Source organism: Nonomuraea sp. NBC_00507, from assembly GCF_036013525.1.
Lineage (GTDB): Bacteria > Actinomycetota > Actinomycetes > Streptosporangiales > Streptosporangiaceae > Nonomuraea.
Window position 1 is genome coordinate 12638541 of record NZ_CP107853.1, and the last position, 24419, is coordinate 12662959.

The following is a 24419-nucleotide window of genomic DNA, read 5'->3' on the forward strand; positions in this document are numbered from 1 at the left end:
AGAACAATACATGCATCAGCATCTAATGCAAGCGCATTTAATTCCGTTGCATAAGGTTTAGCGGAGTGGTAACCTCCGCGACATGGACGAGGAGTTCGTGGTCGAGACCTGGCATTACGTCCTGGCCAAGCACGCCAAAGCCATGTGCGCGCTGGAGCGGGAGCTCGGCGATCGGCACGGGCTGGGGCCCAGTGAGTTCGAGGTGCTGGACCGGATCGTCCACCACGACAGGAAGTTGCGCCTGCAGGAGCTCTGCGACGAGGTTCACCTGAGCCAGAGCGCGCTGTCCAGGGTGGTGGCGCGGTTGGAGAAGGCCTCGCTCGTGTCACGGGGCGCGTGCGATTCGGACCGGCGTGGTGTCTTCGTGTGCATCACCGATGAGGGCCGCGCCCGCCACGCCGAAGCCCTCCCCACCCAGCGGGCCGTCCTGTCCGGCATCTTCACCGACACCCCGGCGGCTCTGATCTCCTGACCCCGCCGCGCGCTACTCGGCGGTGATGCGGTCGATGACCAGAGGGAGTTGCTCCTCGCTGGCATCCCCCACCGCGTAGCCGCCTTCCAACGCCTCCAGCGCCCGCGCGAACCGCTCCGTCTCATCGGCGTGCAACGTCATCAACGGCTGCCCGGCCCGCACCAGATCCCCGGGCTTGGCGTGCAGCGTCACGCCGGCCCCGAACGACACCGGGTCCTCCTTGCGCGCCCGCCCGGCCCCCAGCCGCCAGGCCGCCAGCCCCACCGCGTACGCGTCCAGCCGGGTCAACACCCCCGACGCGGGCGCCTCGACGACCATCGTCTCGGCCGCGCGCGGCAACACGGCGTCCGGATCGCCGCCCTGAGCGACGATCATCCGCCGCCAGGCGTCCATGGCCGACCCGTCCTGCAGCGCCTTGGCCGGGTCCTTGCCGGAGGCGACCCCGGCCGCCTCCAGCATCTCCCTCGCCAGCCGTACGGTCAGCTCCACCACGTCGGAGGGCCCGCCGCCGGCCAGGACCTCGACGGACTCCTCGACCTCCAGAGCGTTGCCCACGGCCCGCCCCAGGGGCCGGTCCATCGCGGTGAGCAGCGCGACCGTGCGCACTCCCGCGTCCGTGCCGAGCGCCACCATCGTCTCGGCCAGCTCACGCGCCGTCTCGACGGACTTCATGAACGCCCCTGAGCCCACCTTGACGTCGAGCACCAGGGAGCCGGTGCCCTCGGCGATCTTCTTCGACATGATCGACGAGGCGATCAGCGGGATGGACTCGACGGTGCCGGTGACGTCGCGCAAGGCGTAGAGCTTCTTGTCGGCGGGGGCGAGACCGGAGCCCGCCGCGCAGACGACGGCGCCGGCCGAGCGCAGGACGTGCAGCATCTCGTCGTTGGACAGCGAGGCACGCCAGCCGGGAATGGACTCCAGCTTGTCCAAGGTGCCACCGGTGTGGCCGAGGCCGCGTCCGGACAGCTGCGGCACGTACGCGCCGCACGCCGCCACCAGCGGGGCCAACGGGAGCGTGATCTTGTCACCGACGCCGCCGGTCGAGTGTTTGTCGGCAGTCGGCCGATCCAGCATCGACCAGTCCATACGCTCACCGGAGCGGATCATGGCCTGGGTCCAGTCGGCGATCTCGCGCCGGTTCATGCCGTTCAGCAGAATGGCCATGGCCAGGGCTGACATCTGCTCGTCGGCCACGTCGCCGCGGGTGTAGGCGGCGATCACCCAGTCGATCTGGGCGGTGGTCAGCTCGCCGCCGTCCCGCTTGGCGCGGATGACCTCGATGGCATCCACTACGCGCTCCTGCTCAGGTCTTCCGGGCCGAACGCGTACGGCAGGATCTCGGACATCGGCTTCGGCCCGTCGACGGTCTCGACCAGCAGGTCGCCACCACCGAACTCATACAGCAGCTGCCGACAGCGCCCGCACGGCATCAGCAGCTCGCCGTGGCCGTCCACGCAGGTGAAGGCCACCAGCCGGCCGCCGCCGGACAGTTGCAGCGCCGACACCAGCCCGCACTCGGCACACAGGCCGAGCCCGTAGGAGGCGTTCTCGACGTTGCAGCCGGTGACGATCCTGCCGTCATCGACGAGCGCCGCCGCCCCCACAGGAAATTTCGAGTACGGCGCGTACGCGTGCCGCATGGCCTCAGCGGCCTCGTCCCGCAGGCCGTCCCAGTCGATGCTCAATGCTGTTCCCCCCGGCGATAGCGTACGCCGTCGGCCTTGGGCATCCGCAGACGCTGCGAAGCCACCAAGAGCACGAGCAGCGTGAGCACGTGTGGTGTGATGAAGACGAACTCGTTCGGCAGTTGATCGACGGTCATCCAGAGCCAGAACAACACGACCATGCCCGCCGCCGCGGCGGCCATCAGCGTGTAGTCCCTGGGGCTCCTGGCCGCCAGCTCGGCCGGCTGGTCGGGCGCCAGCATCCGGCGGACCCTGATCACCAAATAGGCCAGCAGCAGCACCGCGCCGAACAGGAAGAACGACGTGACCGCCCCCGAGCTGCGCAGTTGCAAGCCGTCGGCGTAGCCGAACAACGACGCGCCGGCCGCGAGCCCGCCGGGACGCCAGTTGCCGAAGATCATGGCGGCCAGGCCGATGAAGCCGCGCCCGGCCGTCTGGCCCTCGACGTACTTGGTGGAGACGAAGACCAGGAACACGCCGCCGAGCCCGGCGAACGCGCCGGAGATGACGACCGCGAGGTACTTGATCAGGTAGACGTTCACGCCCAGCGACTCGGCCGCCCACGGGTTCTCGCCGGCCGAGCGTAGCCGCAGGCCGAAGGCCGTGCGCCAGAGCACGAAGAACGTCAGCGGCAGCAGCAGGACCGCGAGGACCACCAGAACGTTCACGTTGTGCGTCAGGCCGCGCAGGATGCCGGCGAGGTCGGAGAGCAGGAACCAGTGGGTGCTCTCGAGCTTTCCGAGCAGGTCAGGACCGTCAGAAAGCAGCGGCAGGCTGATCTGCCACGAATCCCCAGTGATCGCGGGCGAGGTGGTGATGCCCGCGCCGGCGTCGGCTGCCGGGGTGCCCTCCTTGAAGAGCACCTCGGACAGGAAGCGGGTAACACCGGGGCCGAGCAGGTTGATGGCGACGCCGCTGATGATGTGGTCCACGCCGAACGTCACGGTGGCGATGGCGTGGATGAGGCCGCCGAGCGCGCCGCCGAGCAACCCGGCGATCAACGCGGCCACGGCGCCCCACTGGTAGCCGGCCCAGCCGGCGAACCAGGTGCCGAGCACCATCATGCCTTCGAGCCCGATGTTGACCACACCCGCCCGCTCGGCCCACAACCCGCCGAGCCCGGCCAGGCCGATCGGCACCGCCAGCAGCAACGCGGCGGCGAACGTGCCGGAGGAGGTGATGTCGTTCTGGCCCGACACGACGCGTACCAGCGACATCAGCAGCAGGAGCGCGGCGACGCCGATGAGCACGAGGTGGTATTTGGTGAACCTGGTCATGCTGCCACCTCAACCTTGTTCGTGCCGAGCTCGTGGGCGGCCCGCCGTTCCTCGAGTCTGAGGGCCAGCCGGTTCGTCACCTCGTTGGCCACGACGACCAGCAGGACGGTCACACCCTGGATGATCGTGATGACGGATGGCGGCACGTTCGCGATCTGCAGGGCGCCCTGCGCCCGGTCGAGGAAGGCGAACAACAACGCGGCGACCGCGATGCCGACCGGCTTGTTCCTGCCGAGCAGCGCCACGGCGATGCCCAGGAAGCCCAGTCCCGCGGTGAAGTTGGAGTTGAACGCGCCCTTGTCGCCGAGGATCTCGGGCAGGCCGATGAGCCCGGCGATCCCGCCGGACAACACCATGGCCGCGATGACCATCGTCTTCGGGTTCACGCCCGAGGCGAGCGCGGCCGGGCCGTTGAGTCCGCTGGCCTTGACGTTGAAGCCGAAGCGGGTGCGTTCGAGCACGACCCAGATCACGATGCCGAGCGCGATCGCCACGAGCAGGAAGCCCCACACGCCCCCGCCGCGGGTGGGCGGCAGCAGCCCGAACCACTCGAAGGCGAAGTTGAGGTTCGGGAACATGGCCGACTCCGGCAGCTCCGGCGTCGTGGTGGTGAGCTGCCCGGCGGCACGCTCGCCCGCGAATGGTCCTCGCACGAGGAACGAGCTCAGGTTGATCGCGATGTAGTTCAGCATGATCGTCGCGATGACCTCGTTCACGCCCCTGGTCACCTTCATGACCGCGGGGATGAGCGCGTAGAGGCCGCCGACGGCCGCCGCCACCAGAATGATCACCGTGATCTGGATGGGCGCGGGCGCCGTGAACGTCGAGCCGACGTAGGCCGCGCAGATGGCGGCGAGCCGGTACTGTCCCTCCACGCCGATGTTGAAGAGGTTCATCCGGAAGCCGACGGCCACCGCCAGGCCGGCGATGAACAGCGGCACCGCCCGGTTGAGGAAGGCCGCGATCGCGTTGGACTGGGCCCGCTCGGTGGCGCCGAAGTCGAAGAAGGCGGCGAACGCGTCCAGCGGGCTCGCGCCCGCCGCAGTGATCGCCACGCTGGAGATCGCGATGGCCAGGACGATCGCGATGACGGCGCCGGCCACAGTGAGCAGCGCCCGGTTGAGCCCGGCGGGCATCACGTCTCCTCAGTGCCGGCGATGGCGCCGGTCATGTAGCCGCCCAGCCGCTCGGGCGTGATGTCGGAAGGGTCGAGCGCGGCCACGAGGCGTCCCCGGTAGATCACCTGAATCGTGTCGGACAGGCCGATCAGCTCGTCGAGGTCGGCGGAGATGAGCAGCACGGCCAGGCCCGCCGCCCGGGCGTTACGCAGGTGGTCCCAGATGGCGGCCTGGGCGCCGACGTCCACACCGCGGGTCGGATGCGCGGCAATGAGGAACTTGGGCGCGCCGCTCATCTCGCGGCCCACGATCAGCTTCTGCTGGTTGCCGCCGGACAGGGCCAGCGCCAGGGTGTCCACGCTGGGCGTGCGGACGTCGTAGTCCTTGACGATGCGCTCGGTGTCACGTTTGGCGGCGCTCCGGTCGACCCAGATGCCGTTGCGTGCGGGCTTCCTGGTCTGGTGGCCGAGCACGCGGTTCTCCCACAGGGACGCCTCCAGCAGCAGGCCCTGGCGGTGCCGGTCCTCGGGGATGTAACCGACGCCGGACTCCCTGCGCTTGAGCGTGGACCAGGTGCTGATGTCCTGCTCGCCGAGGGTGATGACACCGTGCGCGGCGCGGATGCCCATGATGGCCTCGATCAGCTCGGACTGGCCGTTGCCCTCGACGCCGGCGATGCCGAGGATCTCGCCCTCGTGGATCTCGAACGACACGTCGTCGAGGAGCAGCCGCTTGCCGTCCGCGCGCAGCTTCTCCACGTACGTCTCCACCGGGGTGCCCTTCGGCACCGGGCGGTAGCCGTCGGCCTCCATGGTGAGGTGCGCGACCTGGAGCGCCACGCGGTCGGTCACCGTGGACTCGCGGGTCTCGGGGGTGGGCAGCTCGCTGCCGACCATGAGCTCGGCGAGCTGGCGGGCGCTGGTGACCTCGTCCCTGGCCAGGCTCGCGACGGTGGTGCCGCGCCGGATCACGGTGATCGCGTCGGCGATGTCGAGCACCTCGTCGAGCTTGTGCGAGATGAAGATGACGGTCAGGCCCTCGGCCTTGAGCTCGCGCAGGTTCTGGAAGAGCTCCTCGACCTCCTGGGGGACCAGCACGGCGGTCGGCTCGTCGAGGATCAGGATGCGGGCGCCGCGGTAGAGGACCTTGAGGATCTCCACACGCTGGCGGTCGCCGACGCCGAGGTCCTCCACGAGCTTGTCCGGATCGACCCTCAGGCCGTGGCTGTCGGCCAGCTGGGTGATGCGCGAGCGGGCGGCGGCCGTGTCGAGCATGCCGGCCTTCTTCGGCTCGGCGCCGAGAACGATGTTCTCCAGCACGGTGAGGTTGTCGGCCAGCATGAAGTGCTGGTGAACCATGCCGATGCCGACCGCGATGGCGTCACTGGGCGTGCGGAAGCCGACCTCGGTGCCGTTGACCTTGATGGTGCCCTCGTCCGGCTTCTGCATGCCGTACAGGATCTTCATCAGGGTGGATTTGCCTGCGCCGTTCTCGCCGACGATGGCATGCACCGTGCCGGGGTCGACGGTGATGCGGATGTCGTGGTTCGCGACGACGCCGGGGAAACGCTTGGTGATGCCCTCCAGCTCTACGGCGGGTTTCGCCGTGGCCAGGGTGTCAGCACTCATTTCGCCTCTCCTAGAGGGGGGCGGCATAGGCAGAAGGCCCGAAGTATCCGGACTCCGGGCCCTCTGTCAATGGTCCTACCCCGGTTACGGCTTAGCCGGAACCGTGATTTTGCCGTCGACGATGTCCTGCTTGGCAGCGTCGAGCTTGTCCTTGATGTCGTCGATCTCGCCACCGGTGGTGGCCAGGCCCACGCCGTCGACCTTGAGGTCGTAGATGACGTTCGTGCCGCCCTTGGCGCCGCCCTGGAAGGCCTTGATGAACTCGAACACGCCGACGTCGACGCGCTTGAGCATCGAGGTCATGATGACCGGCTGCAGGTCGGCCTCCTTGACCGTCTGGCGCTGGTCGGAGTCGACGCCGATGGCCTTCTTCTTGGCCGCGGCCGCCGCCTGGAACACGCCGAGGCCGGAGTCGCCAGAGGCGTGGTAGACGATGTCCGCGCCGTCCTGGTACATCTTGTCGGCCGCGACCTTGCCCTTGTCGGGGGCCTTGAAGCCGGAGAAGTCACCGTCGGGGGTGAGGTACTTGATGTCGATCTTGATGTCCGACTTGACCGACTTGGCCCCGGCCACGAAACCGGCCTCGAACTTCTTGATCAGGTCGTTCTCGACGCCGCCGACGAAGCCGAGGTGGCCGCTCTCCGACTTGGTCGCCGCGGCGACGCCCGCCAGGTAGGAGCCCTGCTCCTCGGCGAACAGCAGGCCGGTCACGTTGGCCGCGTTCGAGGCGGAGTCCACGACCGCGAACTGAATGTCCGGGTACTCCTGGGCCGCCTTCTTGATGTCCTCGCCGTAGGCGAAGCCGACACCGATGATCGGGTTGTAGCCGGCGTCGGCGAGCTGGCGCAGCAGGTCACCACGGTTGGAACCGTCGGCGGCCGGGCTCAGCTCCTTGATCTCCGCCTGGAGGTCCGTCTTGGCCTTCTCCAGGCCGGCGTACGCCGCGTCGTTGAAGGACTTGTCACCACGTCCGCCGATGTCGAACGCCAGTCCCACCTTGAGCGCACTCTTCGGCGCCTCGCTGCTGGCCGCGCCGGTCGGCGCCTCGCTGGCCGTCGTGGAGCCCCCACCACCGCCGCCACATGCGGCCGCTGCCATGAGCATGACGCCGGCTACCGAACCGAGCGCCATCCTGTTGAATCGCTTGCCGAGCAAGGCGACTCCCTTCCATCTCCCCGCCGTCGAACTTCATCGCAGGCGCGAAGAAACGTACGGCACCTGCACGGAAGATAGTTGCTTGACCAGGGCAGACCAAACCAGCACACAGGGTCGCAACTACTCCGTTATCGACCTCAGTCGCGTCTGTGACCTGAAACCCCCAAGAGAGGCGTACAGAAGATTTGCCCGACTTTGGGGATGAATCACCTCTTGCCCTGGGCCCGATCATGACAGAGATTCCCACAGACGGTGGAATTTTCCGATCGGAGCCCGCATGCACCCTAGGAAGGCACTGGCCGTGCCACTGGCCGCGATTCTCATCGCGGCCTTGACCGGCACCACGCCTGCCGCAGCCGACACCCCCGCCTTAAAGATCGAGAACAACGCCACCCAGCCCATCTTCTCCCGAGCGGACGCCATCAAGCAGACGGTGTTCGTCGAGGTCGCCGGGACCGACAGCGACAACGACGGCGCACCGGACCGCGTCGCGGTGGACATCCTGCGCCCCAAGGAGACCGACCAGGGACTCAAGGTCCCGGTGATCATGGAGGCCAGCCCGTACTACGCCGGCGGCAACGACGTCGCCAACCACCCCGTGGACGTGGACGAGAACGGCAACCCCCTCCCCACGCTCAAAGCACTCGCCAACAAGCTGGCCGCCGAGCCGTTCGACGGCTATTACGACAATTATTTCCTGCCCCGCGGCTACGCCATCGCGCTGGTGGAGAACCTCGGCAGCGGCCGTGCCACCGGCTGCCCGACCTCCGGCGACCGCAACGAGACGGCCGGCCCGAAGGCCGCGATCGACTGGCTGAACGGCCGCGCCAAAGGCTTCGACGCCGCCGGCAACCCGGTCGAGGCCACCTGGTCGACCGGCAAGGTCGGCATGATCGGCGTCTCCTACAACGGCACGCTCCCGAACGCCGTCGCCGCGACCGGCGTCGAGGGCCTGGAGACGATCGTGCCGATCGCCGCGATCTCCAGCTGGTACGACTACTACCGCGCCAACGGCGGCGTCCTGGCCCCCGGCGGCTTCCAGGGCGAGGACCTGGACGTGCTCGCGAAATACGTGCTGACCAGGGAGAACGGCCAGGAGGCCTGCGGCGCGCTGATGGACCAGATCACCGCCACCCAGGACCGGATCACCGGCGACTACAGCCCCGTCTGGGACGCCCGCAACTACATGAACGACGTCGGCAAGGTCAAGGCCAGCGTCTTCGTCGTGCACGGGCTCAACGACTGGAACGTCAAGACCAAGCAGTTCGCGCAGTGGTGGTACGCCCTGGCCAAGCGGCACGTGCCGCGCAAGATCTGGCTGCACCAGGGCACTCACATGAACCCCTTCAGCCTGCGCACGGCCGAGTGGCTGCGCCAGCTGCACGGCTGGTTCGACCACTGGTTGTACGGCATCGACTCGGGCATCATGCGCGAGCCGCAGGCCGACGTCGAGCACGCGGCCGGCCAGTGGGCCCAGCACAGGTCGTGGCCGCTGCCCGGCGCCACCCCCGTCCCCCTCCACCTTGGCTCCGGCCAGCGGCTGAGCCTGACCCCGCAGCCGTTGCCGGCCAAGGAGTCCTTCGTCGACCAGAAGGCCAGGACCGCCGAGCAGCTCGTCGAGGCCACCGGTTCCGACCCGAACCGGCTGGCGTACACGACCGGCGGGCTCCCCGCCGACGTGCGGATCTCCGGCACGCCGACGGTGTCGGTGCGGGCCTCGTTCAAGAATGGGGCGTCACCGTATCTGACGGCGTTACTGGTGGACTACGGCACGGACGTCCGCCCGAACGGCTCGTTGCTCTCGACCGGCCAGACCTACTGCTACGGGCAGGGCGTCCCGGGTGACACGGGCTGCACCACGCTCAGGGTGCTCGGCACGGCCACCACGCCGTACAAGATCGTCACCCGGGGCTGGCTGGACGTGCGCAACCGGCACCGCCAGGACCGGACCGAGCCGCTGCGGCCGGGCAAGGAATACACCTTCACCTGGGACTTCCAGCCGACGGACTACGTGTTCAAGAAGGGCCACCGGCTGGGCCTGGTGATCATCTCGACCGACTACGACTACACCCTGCGCTACCCGCCGGGCACCGAGATCACGGTGTCGCCGGGACACTCGTCCCTGCGGCTGCCGCTGGTCACGCCAGCGCGCTGGTGATCGAGTCGAGCGGCCCGACCTCCCAGAGGGCGGTCAGCGCGGTGGCGGCCATGATCCGCACCCCCATCGCGATCGCCCTCTCGTCCACGTCGAACGTGCCCTGGTGGATGTCGTAGGTCACGCCGCCCGGTGAGCGGGTGCCCAGACGGGCGAACGCGCCGGGAATCGACTCGAGGTACCAAGCGAAGTCCTCGCCGCCGAGCGACTGCTGGGTCGGGATCACCGCACCCGCGCCCAGCACGCGCTCGGCGGCCTCGGCCAGCATCTCGACGCTGACCTCGTCGTTGACCACCGGCGGCACGCCGCGCTTGTAGTCCATCTCGGCCTCGATGCCGTAGGCGCCGGCCACCGACTCCAGCAGGGACTTGATCAGGTCGGGTGCGGCGTGCCAGGCGTTCTCGTCGAGGCAGCGCACGGTGCCCTCGGCGATGCCGTCGTCGGGGATCGCGTTGGCCGCCGTGCCGGCCTCGACCCGGCCCCAGACGAGGCTGAGCGAGGAACGCGGGTCGACGCGGCGCGACAGGGCGGCGGGCAGCTCGGTGAGGATCTTGGCGAGGGCGAAGACCAGGTCGGCGGTCAGGTGCGGGCGCGCGGTGTGGCCGCCGGGTCCCGAGACCCGGATGCTCAGCTTGTCGCAGGCCGAGGTGATCGGGCCCGGCCTGAGCCCGACCTGGCCGACGTCCACGCGCGGGTCGCAGTGCAGGCCGAAGATGCGGTCGACGCCGCTGATGCCGCCGTGCGCCATGACCTCGAGCGCGCCGCCCGGCAGCTCCTCAGCGGGCTGGAAGATCAGCCTGACCCGGCCGGGCAGGAGGCCGGCGGCGGCCTGCTGGGCGAGGAAGAGCGAGGTGCCGAGCAGCACAGCGGTGTGCACGTCATGGCCGCAGGCGTGGCAGGCGCCGCCCACGTTCGAGCGGTAGGACACGTCCTTCTCGTCGTGCAGCGGCAACGCGTCGATGTCCGCGCGCAGCGCGACGGTCGGGCCGTCGTCGCTGCCCACGTCGCAGATGAGGCCGGTGCCCCGGGGAAGCACCGAAGGCGTCAGCCCGGCGGCGGTGAGCCGCTCGGCGATCCGCTGTGTCGTGCGATATTCGGCGAAGGCCAGCTCAGGATGCATGTGGAGGTCGCGGCGGAATGCCACGAGATCCTGCTCGGTCTCCGCCAGGAACGCGTCGAGTTCGCCCCGAAGCTCACGTCCCCGCATATGTCACCATCCCGTCCATGCCGCGCGCCCCAATATGTCTGACCACCGCGGCTCATGCGCTGTGAAAGCTCGTCCTTCCGCCGTGGCCACCCGGTCGAGCGGCCGCTCGGCGAATCAAAAAACACACCCGCTGGTTCGGGTGCGCGAGATCGTCAGCATGGGCTTTGCGCTCATCAGTCGCGAGTGCCGCTGCAGCCCGGGTGCACAGCGGTCGGCCGTGTGCCCGATGGCGATGCTTCGACTCTATCGCCCGCGCGCGAGTTCCTGCCGACAGATACACCAAAAGTTAGCCGACGGCACGCCCGTAACCTCGGGTGGTGACGCTAGGTGAACGTCAGCCTGATCCGGAAATAGTCACAAGGGATCATTAGATGGTGACCCGATGCCGCCTGTTCCAAACGTGGTCGGCGATTCCGAATCCTGTCACCTTCTGTCATGGTCATCACACTTCGGCGGTGGCTGCATTTGAGAAGAATGCGTGTTTCACTCGCAATATGATCACTAATATCCCGTTCGGGGAGAAGTATGCCAGGTTGAGCATCTTCGAGCCGAGTGAGGGGACCCTGGTGGTCGTACCCTCGCTCTCCCTTCCGCAGGACGAGCTCCGCCGCATCACGGCGGCCAGGTCCTACGAGGAGCGCCTGCTGTTCCTTCTGCTGACGCTGCGCGAACCCGGGGTAAAGGTGGTCTACCTCTCCTCCGCGCCCATTGATCCCGACATCATCGACTACTACTTCGCGTTCCTGCCCGATCCGGATGACGCCGCCAAGCGGCTCACGTTGATCACGCTCGACGATCCCTGGTCTCAGCCGTTGACCAGGAGCGTGCTCGAGCGCCCGGATGTGATCGAGCAGCTGCGGTCGGAGATCAACGGTGACGCGTGGATCGTGCCGTTCGTCCTCAGCGAGCTCGAGGAGGAGCTCGCGTCGTTACTCAACGTGCCCCTCTACGGTCCGGCCACCTCTTTCGCCTATTACGGCTCCAAGAGCGGCGGACGCGAGTTGGGCCAGGAGGCGGGCGTGCCGATGGCACGCGGCTTCGGCGACCTGCGGACCTCGCTGGAGATCGAGGAGGCGATCGAGGCGCTGCCGGGCGAACGGGTGATCGTCAAGCTGAACGACGCCTACTCCGGGCTGGGCAACGCGATCGTCACCAAGACCGACAGGTCGCTGACCAGTTTCGCGATGGCGGGCGAGAGCTGGGACACGTTCTCCGTGAAGATCAGGGACCGCGGGGCGGTCGTCGAGGAGTACATCGAGCACCGGCCGCTCTACTACCCCAGCGCGCTGGCCTGCATCACGCCGGGCGGCCACGCGCAGGTGCTGGCCACGCACGACCAGGTGCTCGGCGGCGCCAACGGCCACGTCTACCAGGGCTGCACGTTCCCTGCCGCGCCCGAGTATCGCGCCGAAGTGGGCGCCTCGGCCGAGCGGATCGCCGGCGTGCTGGCCGAGCGGGGCGTGGTGGGGGTGTTCGGGATGGACTTCTTCGCCTTGAAGGCCGACGCCGGATACGCGGCGCTGCTGTGCGAGATCAACTTGCGCATCGGCGGCACGACGCATCCGTTCGGCGCGGCCGTGCTGACGACCGGGGCCGCGTACGATCCCGCGACCGGCCTGCTCATGGCCGGCGACCAGCCGAAGTATTACACCGCCACCGACAACTGCGCCTCCTCCTGCCTGCGCGGGCGCACCCCGGGCGAGGTCGTGCGCACGGCCGACCGGCTCGGCATCGGGTTCGACGCCGAACGGCGCACCGGCAACGTCTTCCATCTGCTCGGGGCCGTTCCCGAGCATGGGAAGCTGGGCTTCACGTCGATAGGCGACTCGCGAGAGGAGGCCGACGAGCTGCACGCGCTTACCCGGCGTCTCCTCTGCGGTTCCTGAGTCCCCGCCAGCCGATGGCGGCCAGCACGATGGCGAGGATGATGTTCACCGCGATCAAGATGCCGTGGACGACATAAAAGCTGGTTGGATGCCCATCCTGCAGGTTAAACCCGAGATTCACCCACTCGAAGACCATGAATGCGCCGAGCGCGATCAGGAATCCGGCGATCTTTCGTGACATTAGTGCCTCTCTGGTATCGAAGGTGGATCTTCGGGGGATGTGTCGCCACATGGGCATTCACACGAAGCTACGCTGAGACCGCCATGTGGACAAAAATCGTGCCGGTGACGGCACTCATCGCCTCGGTCTCGCTCACTGGCGGGACCGCATATGCCGCTCCGACGACACCCGTCGGTGGCGAGGCGCTGGGCAGCCGCGGACTGGTGGCGCCCCAAGGCGTCAAGAAGCCGCCGAAGACCAAGGCTACTTCGTACGTCATCGCGGACGTGGGCACGGGCCAGGTGCTCGCGGCCAAGGACGCCCATGGGCGTTACCTGCCGGCCAGCACGCTGAAGACGCTGACCGCGCTCACGCTCATCCCCAAGCTCGACAAGCACCGCAAGATCCGGCCCAGCCAGAACGCCTGCAACCAGGAGGGCAGCGCGGTCGGTCTGACGCCGAAGACGACGTACAAGGTCGAGGACCTGTTCAGGGCATTGATGATGTCCTCGGGCAACGACGCGGCCATGGCCTTGGCGGAGACGAACGGCGGCCTCGAGAAGACGATGGCGGACATGAACGCCGAGGCCAAGCGGCTGCAGGCGTACGACACCGTGGCCAAGACGCCGAGCGGCCTGGACAAGCCCGGGCAGAGCAGCTCGGCCTACGACCTGGCGCTCATCGCCCGCGCCGGCCTGGCCAACCCCGATTTCACCCGCTACATCAGCACGAAGGTCGCGAACTTCCCGGCGCCCAAGGGCAAGCACTACCAGATCAGCAACCACAACAAGCTGCTCTGGCGCTACAACGGCATGGTCGGCGTCAAGAACGGCTGGACCACCAAGGCGCACGCCAGCTTCGTCGGCGCCGCCACCCGCGGCGGCCACACGATCGTGGTGAGCATCATGCGGCACGAGGGCGGCTTCTGGGACGAAGTGGCCTCGCTGCTCGACTGGGGTTTCTCGGTCAGGGGCAAGGCCGCGCCGGTCGGGCAGCTGGTCGACCCGCTCCCCGCGGGCCTGACCGCCCCGCAGCAGCAGGTGTCCGCGCCACCGGCCACGCAGGTCACCCCGGCGCCGCAGCCGCCGCTGCTGGACACGGCCGCACGGAACCAGGACGCCTCCACCAAGACGGTCGGGTCGGTGGTGATCGGCGGCGGGCTGTTGTTCGGGCTGATCTACCTCTGGTACGGCATCCGCCGCAAGCGCTCCAGATCACGCTTCTGACGCCGGCGGCGGCGTCGGGGACGGCGGCGGGCAGAGTCCCGCCGTCGCCGTCCACGCGGCGACATAGAGCACGAGCCTGGCGGAGAAGTTGATCCAGACCAGCAGGCCCACGATGACGGCGAACGTGCCGTAAACCGGGTTGCCCAGCGTCTGCCCCAGCAGCAGCGTGGCGAGTTGCTTGAGCACGCCGAAGCCCATCGCGCCGAGCAACGCACCCCTGGCGATCACTCGGAACGGCTGGGTCAGCCTGGCCACCCAGCCGAGCAGGATCAGGAACAACAACCAGTCGGCGCCCACGCTCGCCGCCACCCCGGCCAGCCGCAACCCGGTGGTGGCCAGGGCGGACTCGCTGCCGAACAGGAATTCCAGCACGTTGTCCGTGGCCGTGGTGGCGAACCCGGCCACCAGCACCGAGGAGATCATCGTCACGCCGATCATGGCGATCGAGGCCAGATCGCGGAGCTTGCCCAGGAAGAAGCTGAGCGGCGGCTCGGTGGTCATGGACATCTCGCGCAACGCCCCGCGCAGCGCGTCCATCGCGCCGAGCCCGGCGTAAAGGAGGCCGAGCAGGCCGATGATCCCGGCGGTCGCCTTGGCCTTGGAGATGGCGTCGAGGTCCAGCTGGCCGGCGATCCCCGGCAGCCGCTCGACGATCGCCGCCTCCAGCGCCTCCCTGGTCGTCTCGCTGGTCGCCACCACGAGCCCGAGCACCGCGTACGACAGCGCCATCAGCGGGAAGAACGACAGGAACGCGAAGTAGGTGACCGCGCCCGCCAGCCGGTCGCCGAACTGCACCTGGTAGCGCTGCACGGCCCTGATGAGATGATCGACCGACAGCCTGCGGACCCGCCAGTCATCCACCTTGCCGCGGCCCCAGGCCTTGGCCTCCTCGATCCGCTCCGCCAGGCCTGCCATCACGCCCTACCTGTTCATGGCCTCACTACGGCGTCGGCGGACTCCCGCAGGGAGGCGAGGACCGCCGATAGGTCGTGGTGGAGCAACTGCCCATCTCGCTTGACGACACGCCCCGCGACCAGGACTGTGTCGACGGAATTGGTGTCGGCGTTCAACACTACGGCCCCGATCGGGTCGTGGGCGGCGGCCATGCCCAGCCGGTCCGTACGCAACAGCACCAGATCCGCCTGCTTGCCAGGCCGCAGCGAACCGATCGACTCTTCCATGCCGAGCACCTGGGCGCCCTCGATGGTGGCCATGCGCAGCGCGTCACGGGTGGTGAAGCCGAGGCCGGCGCCGTCCGGGCGGCCGCGTTCGAGCAGGTGGATCGTCCGCATCAGGGAGAACATGTCGCCGGGCGAGCAAATCACGGTGTCCGCGCCGAGTCCGGTCGGGATCCCGGCTGCCCTGGCCCGGCCGGTGGGCGGGTAGCCGAGGGCGAGGTTCATCTCGTCCACGGGCGCGAGCGAGACGGTGCCCCCGGCGGCGGCGATGCGCTTGAACTCCTCGTCGGTGTACTCGAGCGCGTGCACGAACGTGGTGGGAGTGTCGAGCAGCCCGTTCGACTCCAGGAACGCCAGCCCGGATGCGGTGCTCATGTGCACGGTGACCGGGAGGCCCAGTTCCCTGGCCAGCCGCCACTCCTCCAGCGCGCGGTCCTCACCCCCGATCTCCGGCCCCAGGGCGGCGAGGGCGATCGTGACCAGGCCGGGCCCGTCGAACAGCTGCTCGCGTACCCGCCGCGTCTCGCTCGCCTGCCCCTCCGGCCCGCCTGCGTAGTTGTAGCCGAACACGGCCCTGATGCCGGAGTCACGCAGCGCCTTCACGGAGGCGTCGGTGTGAGCGGGGCTGAACTGGGCGTGCGTCCAATCGAGCAGCGTCGTAACGCCCGCGTCGAGGCACTCCAGGGCGCCGGCGAGGTTGCCCGCGTACATGTCCTGTGGGCGGTAGTTGGGGGCGATCTCGCCGAGGACGCGCGCCATGTAGCCCTGGATGGTGGTGTCGGGCAGGAGTGCCCTGATGGCGGCCTGCCAGGTGTGCCGGTGGGTGTCGACGAAGCCAGGGAGCACGATCCGCCCGGTCGCGTCGATCACCTCCGCGCCCGGGACGTCCGGCAGGCCGGGGCCCACCTCGGTGATCGCGCCACCCTCGATCCGCACGTCGGCGCGGCCGAGGACGACGGGCTCCGGCTCGGTGTCGATGACGACGCCATTCTTGATCAACACGGTAGTTGTTGTCATGATAGAAAGCTTAATAAGAAGCTTTTCTGAAAGCAATCTAGATCTGAGTATCCTCGATGACGTGAAACCCGATGAGATCGACGCGCTGGCCACCCTCTGGAAAGAGACGGGCATGTCGTCGTCGCTCATCGCCACGCTCGAACTCGGCAAGCGCATCAACCGGCTGCACCTGCTATTGGAGCAGGCGGTCAAGGCGGAGCTCGCGGAACTGGGGTTGACCTACGCCGAGTTCGACGTGCTGATGACGCTGAAGCGGGCGCCGGAGTGCCGGATGAAGCCGAGCGAGTTGTCGAAGGCGCTGCTTCTCACCTCGGGGGGCATCAGCAATGTCCTGCAGCGGCTGACGAGCGCCGGATACGTGGAGCGCGAGGCCAACGAGGGGGACGCGCGCAGCCGCTGGGTGCAGCTGACGGACAAGGGACAGCGCGTGGCCGAGGCGGGCCTGGAGGCCTCGTCGCGGGCGTACACGGAGGTGACGGCCGGGATCCCGGAGGAGACGGTGCGGCGGGCGGCGGACGTGCTCCGTGAGGTCCTGGCCCCGATGAGCCGCCGCCGCTACCGCTAGCCCAGCTCGTGCCGGGCGGCCCAGGCCGAGATCGCCGCCGCGATGGCCTCCGGCCGGTCCTCCGTCGCATGGTGCCCGGCCGGACCGGCGTGCTCGATCTCCAGGCCGGCGATGTTCTCCGCGCACCAGGCGGCCATCCGCTCCGTGATCAGCAGCGTCGGCGAGGAGTCGAAGGTGAGCAGCAGCTTGGGCACGTCGGCGCTGGCCCCCAGCCACTTGACGTAGCCCTCGATCCGCTCGGCCACGTCGGCCGGCTCGCCGTCGAGCGGCAGCGAACGTGCCCACTCCAGCAACGGCCGTCGGCTCTCGCGCGTCGGATACGGCGCCAGGTAGGGCGCCCTTTCCTCATCGCTCAAAGGTGTCAGCACGCCTCCCGTGAATGCGGTGCTCACGAGGAAGTTCTGATCGAGCACGAGCGACTCCCCCTCGGGGCCGCGGATGGTCTCGGCGCGGGCACGCGGCGCCTCACCGAGCTCGCCCCAGCTCATCCCCCGCAGGATGGTTTCGAAGAACGCCACGCCCCGCACGCGATCCGGGTGGCGGGAGGCCCAGTCGAAGGCGAGCGAGCCACCCCAGTCGTGACCGACCAGCACCACGTCGCGCAGCTCGAGCGCGTCGAACCAGGCGTCGAGGTAGCGGGCGTGGTCGGCGAACCGGTAGGGGATGTCGGGCTTGCCCGAGCGGCCCATGCCGATGAGGTCCGGGGCGAGCAGGCGGCGACCGGGGCCGGCCACTCCCGGCAGCACGTTCCGCCACGCGTGGGAGGAGGCCGGGTTGCCATGCAGGAAGACGAAGGGGATGCCGTCGCCCGCGTCCTCGTAGGCGATGGTCGAGTCGAGCACGTCGATCGTCTTGAACATGACGCCTCTTTCGTTTGTCCAACTAACGTTTATTACACTAACGAACGTATATCGTTAGTGCCACTAACGCAAGAGATATGATCGGCGGCATGACCTGGGACGCCATGGATGACCACCAACCCTCCGCCCGGCTGCGGCGCCTGCCCAGCCGTATGTTGGCGATGATCGCGATGCAGGCCGACCGGCTCGTGAGCGAAGGGCTGGCCCAAATGGACGCCCGCAAGTGGCACTACGCGGCGCTCGTGGCGCTGAACGAGTCTGGGCCGGTAAGCCAGGCGGAGCTGAGCAGGCGCACCGGCATCTACCGCAGCGACCTGGTCTCCGTGATCAATGAGCTGGCCGAACGCGGCTTCGTCGAGCGCGCGCCCGACCCCGCCGACCGCCGCCGCAACGTCATCACCGTCACCGAGCGGGGCCGCGGGCACCTGGAGCGCCTCGACAAGCTCATCACCGAGCTACAGGACGACGTGCTCGCGCCCTTGACCCGACCGGAACGCGAGCAGCTGACCGACCTCCTGGCCCGCGTTCTGGAGCATCATTCGCGTTCTCGCGCCTCCTGAGCTGCGCGGAAACCAGGGCAGGGCGCGGTCTGGAGCCCTAACCTGTGGGGTGCTGAACCGAGCCAGGAGGCGCCCACACCCATGACCGAAATAAGCACCGGGCAGATGGTCAGACTCCAGCGCGAGCGGCGGGGCATGAGCACCACCGCGCTGGCGACCCAGGCCGGATGCACTCCCCGGCACATCGAGCTGATCGAGCACGGCAAGCGCACACCCTCACTGCCCCTCCTGCGGGAGATCGCCAAGGTGCTGGGCGTACGCAGCGCGGTGCTGTTAGGAGAAACCCCGCGCGACTCCCACGAGCCGAGCCGGCCGCAGATCAGCGACATCGAGCGCGCGTTGTTCACCTGCCGCTCGTCGGCGCCCGACCTCGAGCCGCCCGACGCCGAGCAGCTGTCGGAGCGGGTCGCGGACGCGCGCACCTCCTGGTTCACCTCGACGCGCCGCTACTCGATCCTGATGGCGGCGCTGCCGTCCCTGGTGACCGACGCCGAGAGCCTGGCGGCCGAGCGCACGCCGCGGTCCTGCGGAGTCGCGGCGGACGCGTACCTTCTGGCCAGGGGTGTGCTCAAGCACCTGCAGCGGGTGGACCTCTCGCATCTCGCGGCGGACCGGGCCATGCGCTTCGCGGAGGAGTCCGAGGACCCGCTGATGATCGCGTGGGCGTACTGGAGCCTCGGGCAGTCGATGTTGTCCGACGACATGCACCAGATCGCGTACGAGCTCGGGCGGCGCGGCATCGAGCTCATCGAGCCGCACGTCGCCGACGGCGATCAGCGCCACGTCAAGGCGCTCGGCGCGCTGCACCTGCTCGCCGCCGTCGGCGAGGCCCGCTCCGGCGACGACGACCGGGCCAGGGAACGGCTACGCGGGCCCGCGACGCAACTCGCCGAACGCGTGCAGGACTCGGCGGACGTCTACGATCTGGCCTTCTTCGGACCCGCCAACGTCGCCATCCACATGGCCGGCATCGAGAGCGACGTCGGCCGGCCCGAAGACGTGCTGCGCATCGCCGACGACATCGACCTGCGCCACACCCCGTCCATCGAGCGGCGAGCCACCCATCTCGGCCATGTCGCCCGCGCCTGCGAGGATGTGGGCGACGACGCGGCGAGCCTGCTGCACCTGCTGCGCATCGAGCGCGAAAGCCCTGAGGAGCTCGACCACAAGCTGCTGCTGAGGGAGATGGTCCGGTCGCTGGCGCGGCGGGCCCGGCCCTCGTGGGCGCCGGAGGTTCGCCATCTCGCCGAACGCCACGGCATCCTCAACTGAATCGCGAACTGAGAGTTCGGACTTTGCGAACGAGGAGATCTGTCGCTCGAGTTCGTCACGGAACGACACGTCAATGACACGCTGCGTTCATGACCACAGCGCCGAGTGCCGATTTCGTCATGGCACGACTACAGCAGGAAGCCGTGCGTGAGTTTCCCGGGTGGGCCTTCGAACGGGATCGTTCCGGCTGGACCGCCGTTCACGGCGACATCCGGTTCACCAGGCCCACCCTGGCCGCCCTCCGCGCGATTCTGCGCATCCACCGGGCGACGCGGCGACGCTGAGGGCGGGCCGATCGCCTTGAGGGCCGAGGTGTCAGAGCTTGGGGAGGAAGCCGACCCGGTCGCGGACCGCGGCCATGGTCTGCCTGGCCACCGCCGACGCACGCTCCGCCCCCAGGGCCAGCAGCCGGTCCAGCTCCTTCTCGTCCGACAGCAGCTTCTCCGTGCGCTCCCTGATCGGCGTGAACGTCTCCACGACCGCCTCGGCGACGTCCTTCTTGAACGTGCCGTATCCCTGCCCCGCATAGCGGGCGACGAGCTCAGGGATCGGCGTGCCGGTCAGCGCGGACTGGATCCGGAGCAGGTTGGAGATGCCGGGCTTGTCGTCCTCGTCGAACAGGACCTCCGTGCCCGTGTCCGTGACCGCTCGCATGATCTTCTTCTTCAGCGGGCCCGGCTGCTCAAGGACGTCCAGGATCCCGGCCGGGCTCGACGACGACTTCGACATCTTCGACGTCGGGTCCTGCAGGTCGGTGATCTTCTCGACTTCCTTGAGGATGTAGGGCTCTGGCAGCGTGAACGTGTCACCGAAGCGGTGGTTGAAACGCTGCCCCAGGTCGCGGGTCAGCTCCAGGTGCTGCTTCTGGTCGGCGCCCACCGGCACGGCGTTGGCCTGGTAGAGCAGGATGTCGGCGGCCTGCAGGATCGGGTAGGTGAACAGGCCGACGCTGGCCGCGCTCTCCCCGAACTTGGCGGACTTGTCCTTGAACTGCGTCATCCTGCCCGCCTCGCCCATGCCGGTGAGGCAGATCAGGACCCAGGCGAGCTCGGTGTGCTCGCGTACGTGCGACTGCACGAAGACCGTGGAACGCTCCGGGTCCAGGCCCGCGGCGAAGAGCTGTGCGGCGGCCACGCGGCTGCGGCGGCGCAGGGTGGCGGGCTCGGTCGGCACGGTGATCGCGTGGAGATCGACCACGCAGTAGAAGGCGTCGTGGGTCTCCTGCAGGGTGACCCACTGGCGAACGGCACCCAGGTAGTTGCCCAGGTGGAAAGAGTCCGCAGTGGGCTGGATGCCGGAGAGTACACGAGGTCTGGCCATAGCACGCAATTGTGTCAGGAATCCTGGTCGGGCGGCGACTCGACGACCGCTCGGCGCTTCACCCTCACCCGGGCGACACGGCGGCCGTCGAGCTCGGTGACGGTCAGCTCGAATCCCGAGACCTCCACGCGTTCACCGAGGACGGGCACGTGGCCCAGCATGGCCATCACGAACCCGCCCAGCGTCTCGTAGGGGCCGTCGGGAAGCCTGATGCCGGTCTCGGTGGCGAAGTCGTTGAGGTTCGTCAGGCCGTCGATCTCGATCTCGCCGGCGGGCAGGACGACGACGTCCTCTTCGATGTCGTACTCGTCCCTGATGTCGCCGATCAGCTCCTCGACCAGGTCCTCCATGGTGACGATGCCGGCGGTGCCGCCGTATTCGTCCACCACGATCGCCAGGTGCTGGCCCTCGTCGCGCATCTCGTTCAGCGTGGTCAGCAGGCGTTTGGAGGCGGGCACGAACTTGGCGGGGCGGATGGGCACGACCGCGCTGATGGGCTCGGTGCGGCCGGCGAGCTCGGGGTCGAGGATGTCACGTACGTGGACGAAGCCGATGACCTCGTCGTACGACTCGCGGTAGACCGGGAATCGGGAGTGCGGCAGCCTGGCGGCCTCGCGCGCCGCGTCGACCAGCGGCGTGTCGGCCTCCATGAACTCCACCTCCGTGCGCGGCAGCATCACCTCCCTGAGCTGCCGTTTCCCGGCGGCGAACACCTCGCCGATCAGCTTGCGCTCATCGGCGGTCAGGTCGGTGTGCCCGACCACCATGTCGCGCAGCTCCTCGGTGGTGACCTCCTCCCTGTCGGCCTTCGGATTGCCGCCTAGCAGCCTGACCACGCCGTCGGTGGACTTCGACAACATCCAGATGATCGGGCGCGACAGGGTGGCGATCCAGTCCAGGAACGGCGCCACGTACAACGACAGGCCCTCGGCCCGCTGCAGGGCCAGGCGCTTGGGGGCGAGCTCGCCGAGCACGAGCGACACGTACGAGATCGCCAGCGTGACCAGCACGAGCGCGAGCACGGGCGACACGGCCGCGGGCACCCGCCACGTCTCGAGGACGGGCACGAGCTGCGCCGCCAGGCGGTCGGCGCCGAACGCGGCCGACAACATAGTGGCCACGGTGACGCCGATCTGCACGGCGGACAGGAACCGGTTGGGGTCCTGAGTGAGCTTGGCCACGCGTTCGCCCCGGCGGCCGTGGGTGGCGAGCTTGCGGACCTGGCTCTCCCTGAGAGAGACCATCGCCATTTCGGCCGCGGCGAAGAAGCCCCCGATCAAAATGAAGAGCAGAACCAGGGCGATGTTGGCCGCGACGGTGTCAAACATGGTGGTTGGCAGCGTACTCGTGTGGTTTCCAGCGTATGCTGAACGGCAAGCCATACAAAATCAAACATATTTGAACAGGAGCCAACATGAGACTGCTGGTCACCGGAGGAGCCGGATATGTCGGCAGCGTCGTCGCGGCGCAGCTCGTCGAGGCGGGACACGAGGTGACCGTGCTCGACGACCTGTCAACCGGACATGAGGACGCGGTGCCGGAGGGCGCCCGTTTCGTCCGGGCGGAGATCGCCGACGCAGGCGATGTGCTCGACGGCATGGACGCGGTGCTGCACTTCGCGGCCAAGTCGCTGGTGGGCGAGTCGGTGCAGAAGCCGGGGCTCTACTGGGACAACAACCTCGGCGGCACGCTGGCGCTGCTCGAGGCCATGCGGGACAAGGGCGTGGACAGGATCGTCTTCTCCTCGACCGCGGCCACGTACGGCGAGCCCGAGCGCTCCCCGATCGAGGAGGACGACCCGACGCGCCCGACCAACCCGTACGGCGCCTCCAAGCTGGCCGTGGACACCGCGTTGAGCGCGTACGCGCGCGTCCGCGGACTGGGCGCGGTGAGCCTGCGCTACTTCAACGTGGCCGGTGCCTACGGCCGCTACCGCGAGCGGCACACCATCGAGACCCACCTCATCCCGAACGTGCTGAAGGTCGCCACCGGCGAGCGCGCCTCGGTGAGCGTGTTCGGCACCGACTACCCGACGCCGGACGGGACCTGCGTGCGCGACTACATCCACGTGACCGACCTGTCGCGGGCGCACCTGCTGGCGCTGGAGTCGATCACGCCGGGCGAGCACAAGATCTACAACCTGGGCAGCGGCACCGGGTTCAGCGTGCAGGAGGTGATCTCGGTCTGCCGCGAGGTCACCGGCCACGAGATCCCTGCCGAGGTGGGCGAGCGCCGGGCCGGCGACCCCGCCGTGCTGGTGGCCTCGTCCGCGAAGATCCAGCGCGAGCTGGGCTGGAAGGCGGAGCGGCCGGCGCTGCGCGACATCGTCTCCGACGCATGGGACGCGCTTTCCGGCAAATGAGCCGTTCCGGCAAAAAGGGTCATTCACCGAAAAGAGTCATGTTGCAGCCAAATATGTGCTGTGATATCGAAACGTGAGGAGCTTTTCACCAAGGGTCACGAAGCTGATCTTCGGTGCCCTCGTGGCGATGGGCAGCCTCCTTGCCGCCGCGGGTGTCATCTTCACGACGCCGCAGCCCGCTCCTGCCGTGCAACCCACGTCCTGCCCCATGCAGAGCGGCGTGAGTCCATGAGAAAGCCCCCCGCACCGGGCGAGGGGCTTTCGCGCAGGGCCGTCAGATGAGGCCGAGCTCCTTCACGGCGGTGCGCTCCTCCTCCAGCTCACTGACGCTGGCGTCGATCCGCTCGCGGGAGAAGGCGTCGATCTCGAGGCCCTGGATGATCTCGAACGTGCCGTTCGCCGCGCGGACGGGGAACGACGAGATGAGGCCCTCGGGCACCCCGTAGGAGCCGTCGGAGACGACGGCGGCCGAGGTCCAGTCGGTGCCGTTGACCCAGTCGTAGACGTGGTCGACGGCGGCGTTGGCGGCCGAGGCGGCCGAGGAGGCGCCGCGTGCCTCGATGATGGCGGCGCCGCGCTTGGCCACCGTCGGGATGAACGTCTCCTTCAGCCACTCGGCGTCGACCTGCTCGGCCGCGACCTTGCCGCCGACCTCGGCGTGGAACAGGTCAGGGTATTGCGTCGCGGAGTGGTTGCCCCAGATCGTCATCTTCTTGATCTCGGTGACCGGGACCTGGAGCTTGGCGGCGAGCTGCGACAGCGCGCGGTTGTGGTCGAGCCTCGTCATCGCGGTGAAGCGGTCGGCCGGCACGTCGGGCGCGTGCTGCTGGGCGATGAGCGCGTTGGTGTTGGCGGGGTTGCCCACGACCAGGACCCTGATGTCGTCGGCGGCGTGGTCGTTGATCGCCTTGCCCTGAGGCCCGAAGATGCCGCCGTTGGCGCCGAGCAGGTCGCCGCGCTCCATGCCGGCCTTGCGCGGCATGGCGCCGACGAGCAGGGCGACGTTGGCCCCGTTGAAGGCGACGTTGGGATCGTCGGTGATCTCGATGCCGGACAGCAGCGGGAACGCGCAGTCGTCCAGCTCCATCGCGGTGCCCTCGGCCGCCTTCAGGGCAGGGGTGATCTCCAGCAGGCTCAGCTTGACCGGCACGTCGGCGCCGAGCAGCTGCCCCGACGCGATGCGGAACAGCAGTGCGTAGCCGATCTGGCCGGCGGCTCCGGTGACGGTCACCTTGACGGGCGCAGTGGCTGACGACGCCATGGCCTTTCCCCTAACTCGCAGCAGGATTGTTGACGTTCGGGATGTTACTCCC

The 24419-nt window shown here is 68.5% G+C and carries 23 protein-coding genes; 9 read left to right on the forward strand and 14 right to left on the reverse strand.

The genetic code is table 11. The features are described from left to right. Positions 1-82 precede the first annotated feature (82 nt). Positions 83-472, forward strand: a complete 390-nt coding sequence (locus OHA25_RS59585; protein ID WP_305920177.1) for a MarR family winged helix-turn-helix transcriptional regulator — start codon at positions 83-85, stop codon at positions 470-472. Between the two features lie 12 nt (positions 473-484). Here the strand turns inward: OHA25_RS59585 and OHA25_RS59590 are convergent, their stop codons facing one another. The 6 genes from OHA25_RS59590 to OHA25_RS59615 form a co-directional block, all read right to left on the reverse strand. After that, positions 485-1765, reverse strand: a complete 1281-nt coding sequence (locus OHA25_RS59590; RefSeq protein ID WP_327585567.1) for a thymidine phosphorylase — start codon at positions 1763-1765, stop codon at positions 485-487. Further along, complete coding sequence (locus tag OHA25_RS59595) at positions 1765-2160, reverse strand: cytidine deaminase (RefSeq protein ID WP_327585568.1); 396 nt, start codon at positions 2158-2160, stop codon at positions 1765-1767. The genes OHA25_RS59590 and OHA25_RS59595 overlap by 1 nt, the downstream gene beginning before the upstream one ends. Further along, positions 2157-3437, reverse strand: coding sequence for an ABC transporter permease (locus tag OHA25_RS59600; RefSeq protein ID WP_327585569.1), 1281 nt, complete (start codon positions 3435-3437; stop codon positions 2157-2159). Before OHA25_RS59600 ends, OHA25_RS59595 begins: the two co-directional genes overlap by 4 nt. After that, positions 3434-4573 (reverse strand): ABC transporter permease, encoded by a 1140-nt coding sequence (locus OHA25_RS59605; RefSeq protein WP_327585570.1) that lies wholly within the window; start codon positions 4571-4573, stop codon positions 3434-3436. The genes OHA25_RS59600 and OHA25_RS59605 overlap by 4 nt, the downstream gene beginning before the upstream one ends. After that, positions 4573-6183, reverse strand: a complete 1611-nt coding sequence (locus tag OHA25_RS59610) for an ABC transporter ATP-binding protein (protein WP_327585571.1) — start codon at positions 6181-6183, stop codon at positions 4573-4575. The genes OHA25_RS59605 and OHA25_RS59610 overlap by 1 nt, the downstream gene beginning before the upstream one ends. A gap of 84 nt (positions 6184-6267) precedes the next feature. Further along, complete coding sequence (locus tag OHA25_RS59615; protein ID WP_327585572.1) at positions 6268-7338, reverse strand: BMP family lipoprotein; 1071 nt, start codon at positions 7336-7338, stop codon at positions 6268-6270. 277 nt (positions 7339-7615) lie between these two features. Here OHA25_RS59615 and OHA25_RS59620 point away from each other — a divergent pair, with 277 nt between their 5' ends. After that, on the forward strand, positions 7616-9496 hold the full coding sequence (locus OHA25_RS59620) for a Xaa-Pro dipeptidyl-peptidase (protein ID WP_327585573.1): 1881 nt from the start codon (positions 7616-7618) through the stop codon (positions 9494-9496). On the opposite strand, the gene OHA25_RS59625 is transcribed toward OHA25_RS59620, so the two are convergent. Continuing rightward, a complete protein-coding gene (locus OHA25_RS59625) occupies positions 9477-10700 on the reverse strand; it encodes a M20 family metallopeptidase (RefSeq protein WP_327585574.1) in 1224 nt (407 codons plus the stop codon). The genes OHA25_RS59620 and OHA25_RS59625 overlap by 20 nt on opposite strands. A gap of 494 nt (positions 10701-11194) precedes the next feature. On the opposite strand from OHA25_RS59625, the gene OHA25_RS59630 reads away from it, so the two are divergent. Beyond that, entirely contained in the window at positions 11195-12586 is a 1392-nt protein-coding gene (locus OHA25_RS59630) for a peptide ligase PGM1-related protein (RefSeq protein ID WP_327585575.1), read from the forward strand. On the opposite strand, the gene OHA25_RS59635 is transcribed toward OHA25_RS59630, so the two are convergent. Next, entirely contained in the window at positions 12558-12767 is a 210-nt protein-coding gene (locus OHA25_RS59635; protein ID WP_327585576.1) for an SCO4848 family membrane protein, read from the reverse strand. The two genes, OHA25_RS59630 and OHA25_RS59635, sit on opposite strands and share 29 nt — an antisense overlap. 83 nt (positions 12768-12850) lie before the next feature. Between OHA25_RS59635 and OHA25_RS59640 the strand changes: the two genes are divergently transcribed. Beyond that, a complete protein-coding gene (locus OHA25_RS59640; protein ID WP_327585577.1) occupies positions 12851-13972 on the forward strand; it encodes a D-alanyl-D-alanine carboxypeptidase family protein in 1122 nt (373 codons plus the stop codon). On the opposite strand, the gene OHA25_RS59645 is transcribed toward OHA25_RS59640, so the two are convergent. Both OHA25_RS59645 and OHA25_RS59650 read right to left on the reverse strand, forming a co-directional pair. Next, entirely contained in the window at positions 13961-14887 is a 927-nt protein-coding gene (locus OHA25_RS59645) for a YihY/virulence factor BrkB family protein (RefSeq protein ID WP_327585578.1), read from the reverse strand. The two genes, OHA25_RS59640 and OHA25_RS59645, sit on opposite strands and share 12 nt — an antisense overlap. 14 nt (positions 14888-14901) lie before the next feature. Continuing rightward, positions 14902-16167 carry an amidohydrolase family protein gene (locus OHA25_RS59650; RefSeq protein ID WP_327585579.1) on the reverse strand — a complete coding sequence of 422 codons (1266 nt, stop codon included), beginning with the start codon at positions 16165-16167 and terminating at the stop codon, positions 14902-14904. A gap of 61 nt (positions 16168-16228) precedes the next feature. Between OHA25_RS59650 and OHA25_RS59655 the strand changes: the two genes are divergently transcribed. Beyond that, positions 16229-16732, forward strand: coding sequence for a MarR family winged helix-turn-helix transcriptional regulator (locus tag OHA25_RS59655; RefSeq protein WP_327585580.1), 504 nt, complete (start codon positions 16229-16231; stop codon positions 16730-16732). Here the strand turns inward: OHA25_RS59655 and OHA25_RS59660 are convergent. Further along, entirely contained in the window at positions 16729-17592 is an 864-nt protein-coding gene (locus OHA25_RS59660) for a haloalkane dehalogenase (protein ID WP_327585581.1), read from the reverse strand. The two genes, OHA25_RS59655 and OHA25_RS59660, sit on opposite strands and share 4 nt — an antisense overlap. Before the next feature lie 89 nt (positions 17593-17681). Here OHA25_RS59660 and OHA25_RS59665 point away from each other — a divergent pair, with 89 nt between their 5' ends. The 3 genes from OHA25_RS59665 to OHA25_RS59675 all read left to right on the forward strand — a co-directional run bounded on the left by OHA25_RS59665 (position 17682) and on the right by OHA25_RS59675 (position 19708). After that, the gene (locus OHA25_RS59665; RefSeq protein ID WP_327585582.1) at positions 17682-18152 is read left to right on the forward strand and encodes a MarR family winged helix-turn-helix transcriptional regulator; all 471 of its coding nucleotides are present in this window, start codon (positions 17682-17684) and stop codon (positions 18150-18152) included. An 81-nt stretch (positions 18153-18233) separates the two neighbouring features. Then, positions 18234-19424, forward strand: a complete 1191-nt coding sequence (locus tag OHA25_RS59670; RefSeq protein WP_327585583.1) for a helix-turn-helix domain-containing protein — start codon at positions 18234-18236, stop codon at positions 19422-19424. A gap of 89 nt (positions 19425-19513) precedes the next feature. After that, on the forward strand, positions 19514-19708 hold the full coding sequence (locus OHA25_RS59675; RefSeq protein WP_327585584.1) for a hypothetical protein: 195 nt from the start codon (positions 19514-19516) through the stop codon (positions 19706-19708). A 31-nt stretch (positions 19709-19739) separates the two neighbouring features. On the opposite strand, the gene trpS is transcribed toward OHA25_RS59675, so the two are convergent. Both trpS and OHA25_RS59685 read right to left on the reverse strand, forming a co-directional pair. After that, complete coding sequence (gene trpS, locus OHA25_RS59680; protein WP_327585585.1) at positions 19740-20744, reverse strand: tryptophan--tRNA ligase; 1005 nt, start codon at positions 20742-20744, stop codon at positions 19740-19742. Between the two features lie 14 nt (positions 20745-20758). After that, a complete protein-coding gene (locus OHA25_RS59685; RefSeq protein ID WP_327585586.1) occupies positions 20759-22072 on the reverse strand; it encodes a hemolysin family protein in 1314 nt (437 codons plus the stop codon). An 86-nt stretch (positions 22073-22158) separates the two neighbouring features. Between OHA25_RS59685 and galE the strand changes: the two genes are divergently transcribed. Further along, entirely contained in the window at positions 22159-23106 is a 948-nt protein-coding gene (gene galE, locus OHA25_RS59690; protein ID WP_327585587.1) for a UDP-glucose 4-epimerase GalE, read from the forward strand. A 274-nt stretch (positions 23107-23380) separates the two neighbouring features. Here the strand turns inward: galE and OHA25_RS59695 are convergent, their stop codons facing one another. Beyond that, complete coding sequence (locus OHA25_RS59695) at positions 23381-24367, reverse strand: malate dehydrogenase (RefSeq protein WP_327585588.1); 987 nt, start codon at positions 24365-24367, stop codon at positions 23381-23383. Positions 24368-24419 lie beyond the last annotated feature (52 nt).

Coding starts and splice junctions, on each gene's coding strand:
- OHA25_RS59585 (WP_305920177.1), top strand. CDS start 83: ATGGACGAGGAGTTCGTGGTCGAGACCTGGCATTACGTCCTGGCCAAG.
- OHA25_RS59600 (WP_327585569.1), bottom strand. CDS start 3,437: ATGACCAGGTTCACCAAATACCACCTCGTGCTCATCGGCGTCGCCGCG.
- OHA25_RS59605 (WP_327585570.1), bottom strand. CDS start 4,573: ATGCCCGCCGGGCTCAACCGGGCGCTGCTCACTGTGGCCGGCGCCGTC.
- OHA25_RS59610 (WP_327585571.1), bottom strand. CDS start 6,183: ATGAGTGCTGACACCCTGGCCACGGCGAAACCCGCCGTAGAGCTGGAG.
- OHA25_RS59620 (WP_327585573.1), top strand. CDS start 7,616: ATGCACCCTAGGAAGGCACTGGCCGTGCCACTGGCCGCGATTCTCATC.
- OHA25_RS59625 (WP_327585574.1), bottom strand. CDS start 10,700: ATGCGGGGACGTGAGCTTCGGGGCGAACTCGACGCGTTCCTGGCGGAG.
- OHA25_RS59630 (WP_327585575.1), top strand. CDS start 11,195: ATGATCACTAATATCCCGTTCGGGGAGAAGTATGCCAGGTTGAGCATC.
- OHA25_RS59635 (WP_327585576.1), bottom strand. CDS start 12,767: ATGTCACGAAAGATCGCCGGATTCCTGATCGCGCTCGGCGCATTCATG.
- OHA25_RS59640 (WP_327585577.1), top strand. CDS start 12,851: ATGTGGACAAAAATCGTGCCGGTGACGGCACTCATCGCCTCGGTCTCG.
- OHA25_RS59645 (WP_327585578.1), bottom strand. CDS start 14,887: ATGGCAGGCCTGGCGGAGCGGATCGAGGAGGCCAAGGCCTGGGGCCGC.
- OHA25_RS59650 (WP_327585579.1), bottom strand. CDS start 16,167: ATGACAACAACTACCGTGTTGATCAAGAATGGCGTCGTCATCGACACC.
- OHA25_RS59660 (WP_327585581.1), bottom strand. CDS start 17,592: ATGTTCAAGACGATCGACGTGCTCGACTCGACCATCGCCTACGAGGAC.
- OHA25_RS59665 (WP_327585582.1), top strand. CDS start 17,682: ATGACCTGGGACGCCATGGATGACCACCAACCCTCCGCCCGGCTGCGG.
- OHA25_RS59670 (WP_327585583.1), top strand. CDS start 18,234: ATGACCGAAATAAGCACCGGGCAGATGGTCAGACTCCAGCGCGAGCGG.
- OHA25_RS59675 (WP_327585584.1), top strand. CDS start 19,514: ATGACCACAGCGCCGAGTGCCGATTTCGTCATGGCACGACTACAGCAG.
- trpS (WP_327585585.1), bottom strand. CDS start 20,744: ATGGCCAGACCTCGTGTACTCTCCGGCATCCAGCCCACTGCGGACTCT.
- OHA25_RS59685 (WP_327585586.1), bottom strand. CDS start 22,072: ATGTTTGACACCGTCGCGGCCAACATCGCCCTGGTTCTGCTCTTCATT.
- galE (WP_327585587.1), top strand. CDS start 22,159: ATGAGACTGCTGGTCACCGGAGGAGCCGGATATGTCGGCAGCGTCGTC.
- OHA25_RS59695 (WP_327585588.1), bottom strand. CDS start 24,367: ATGGCGTCGTCAGCCACTGCGCCCGTCAAGGTGACCGTCACCGGAGCC.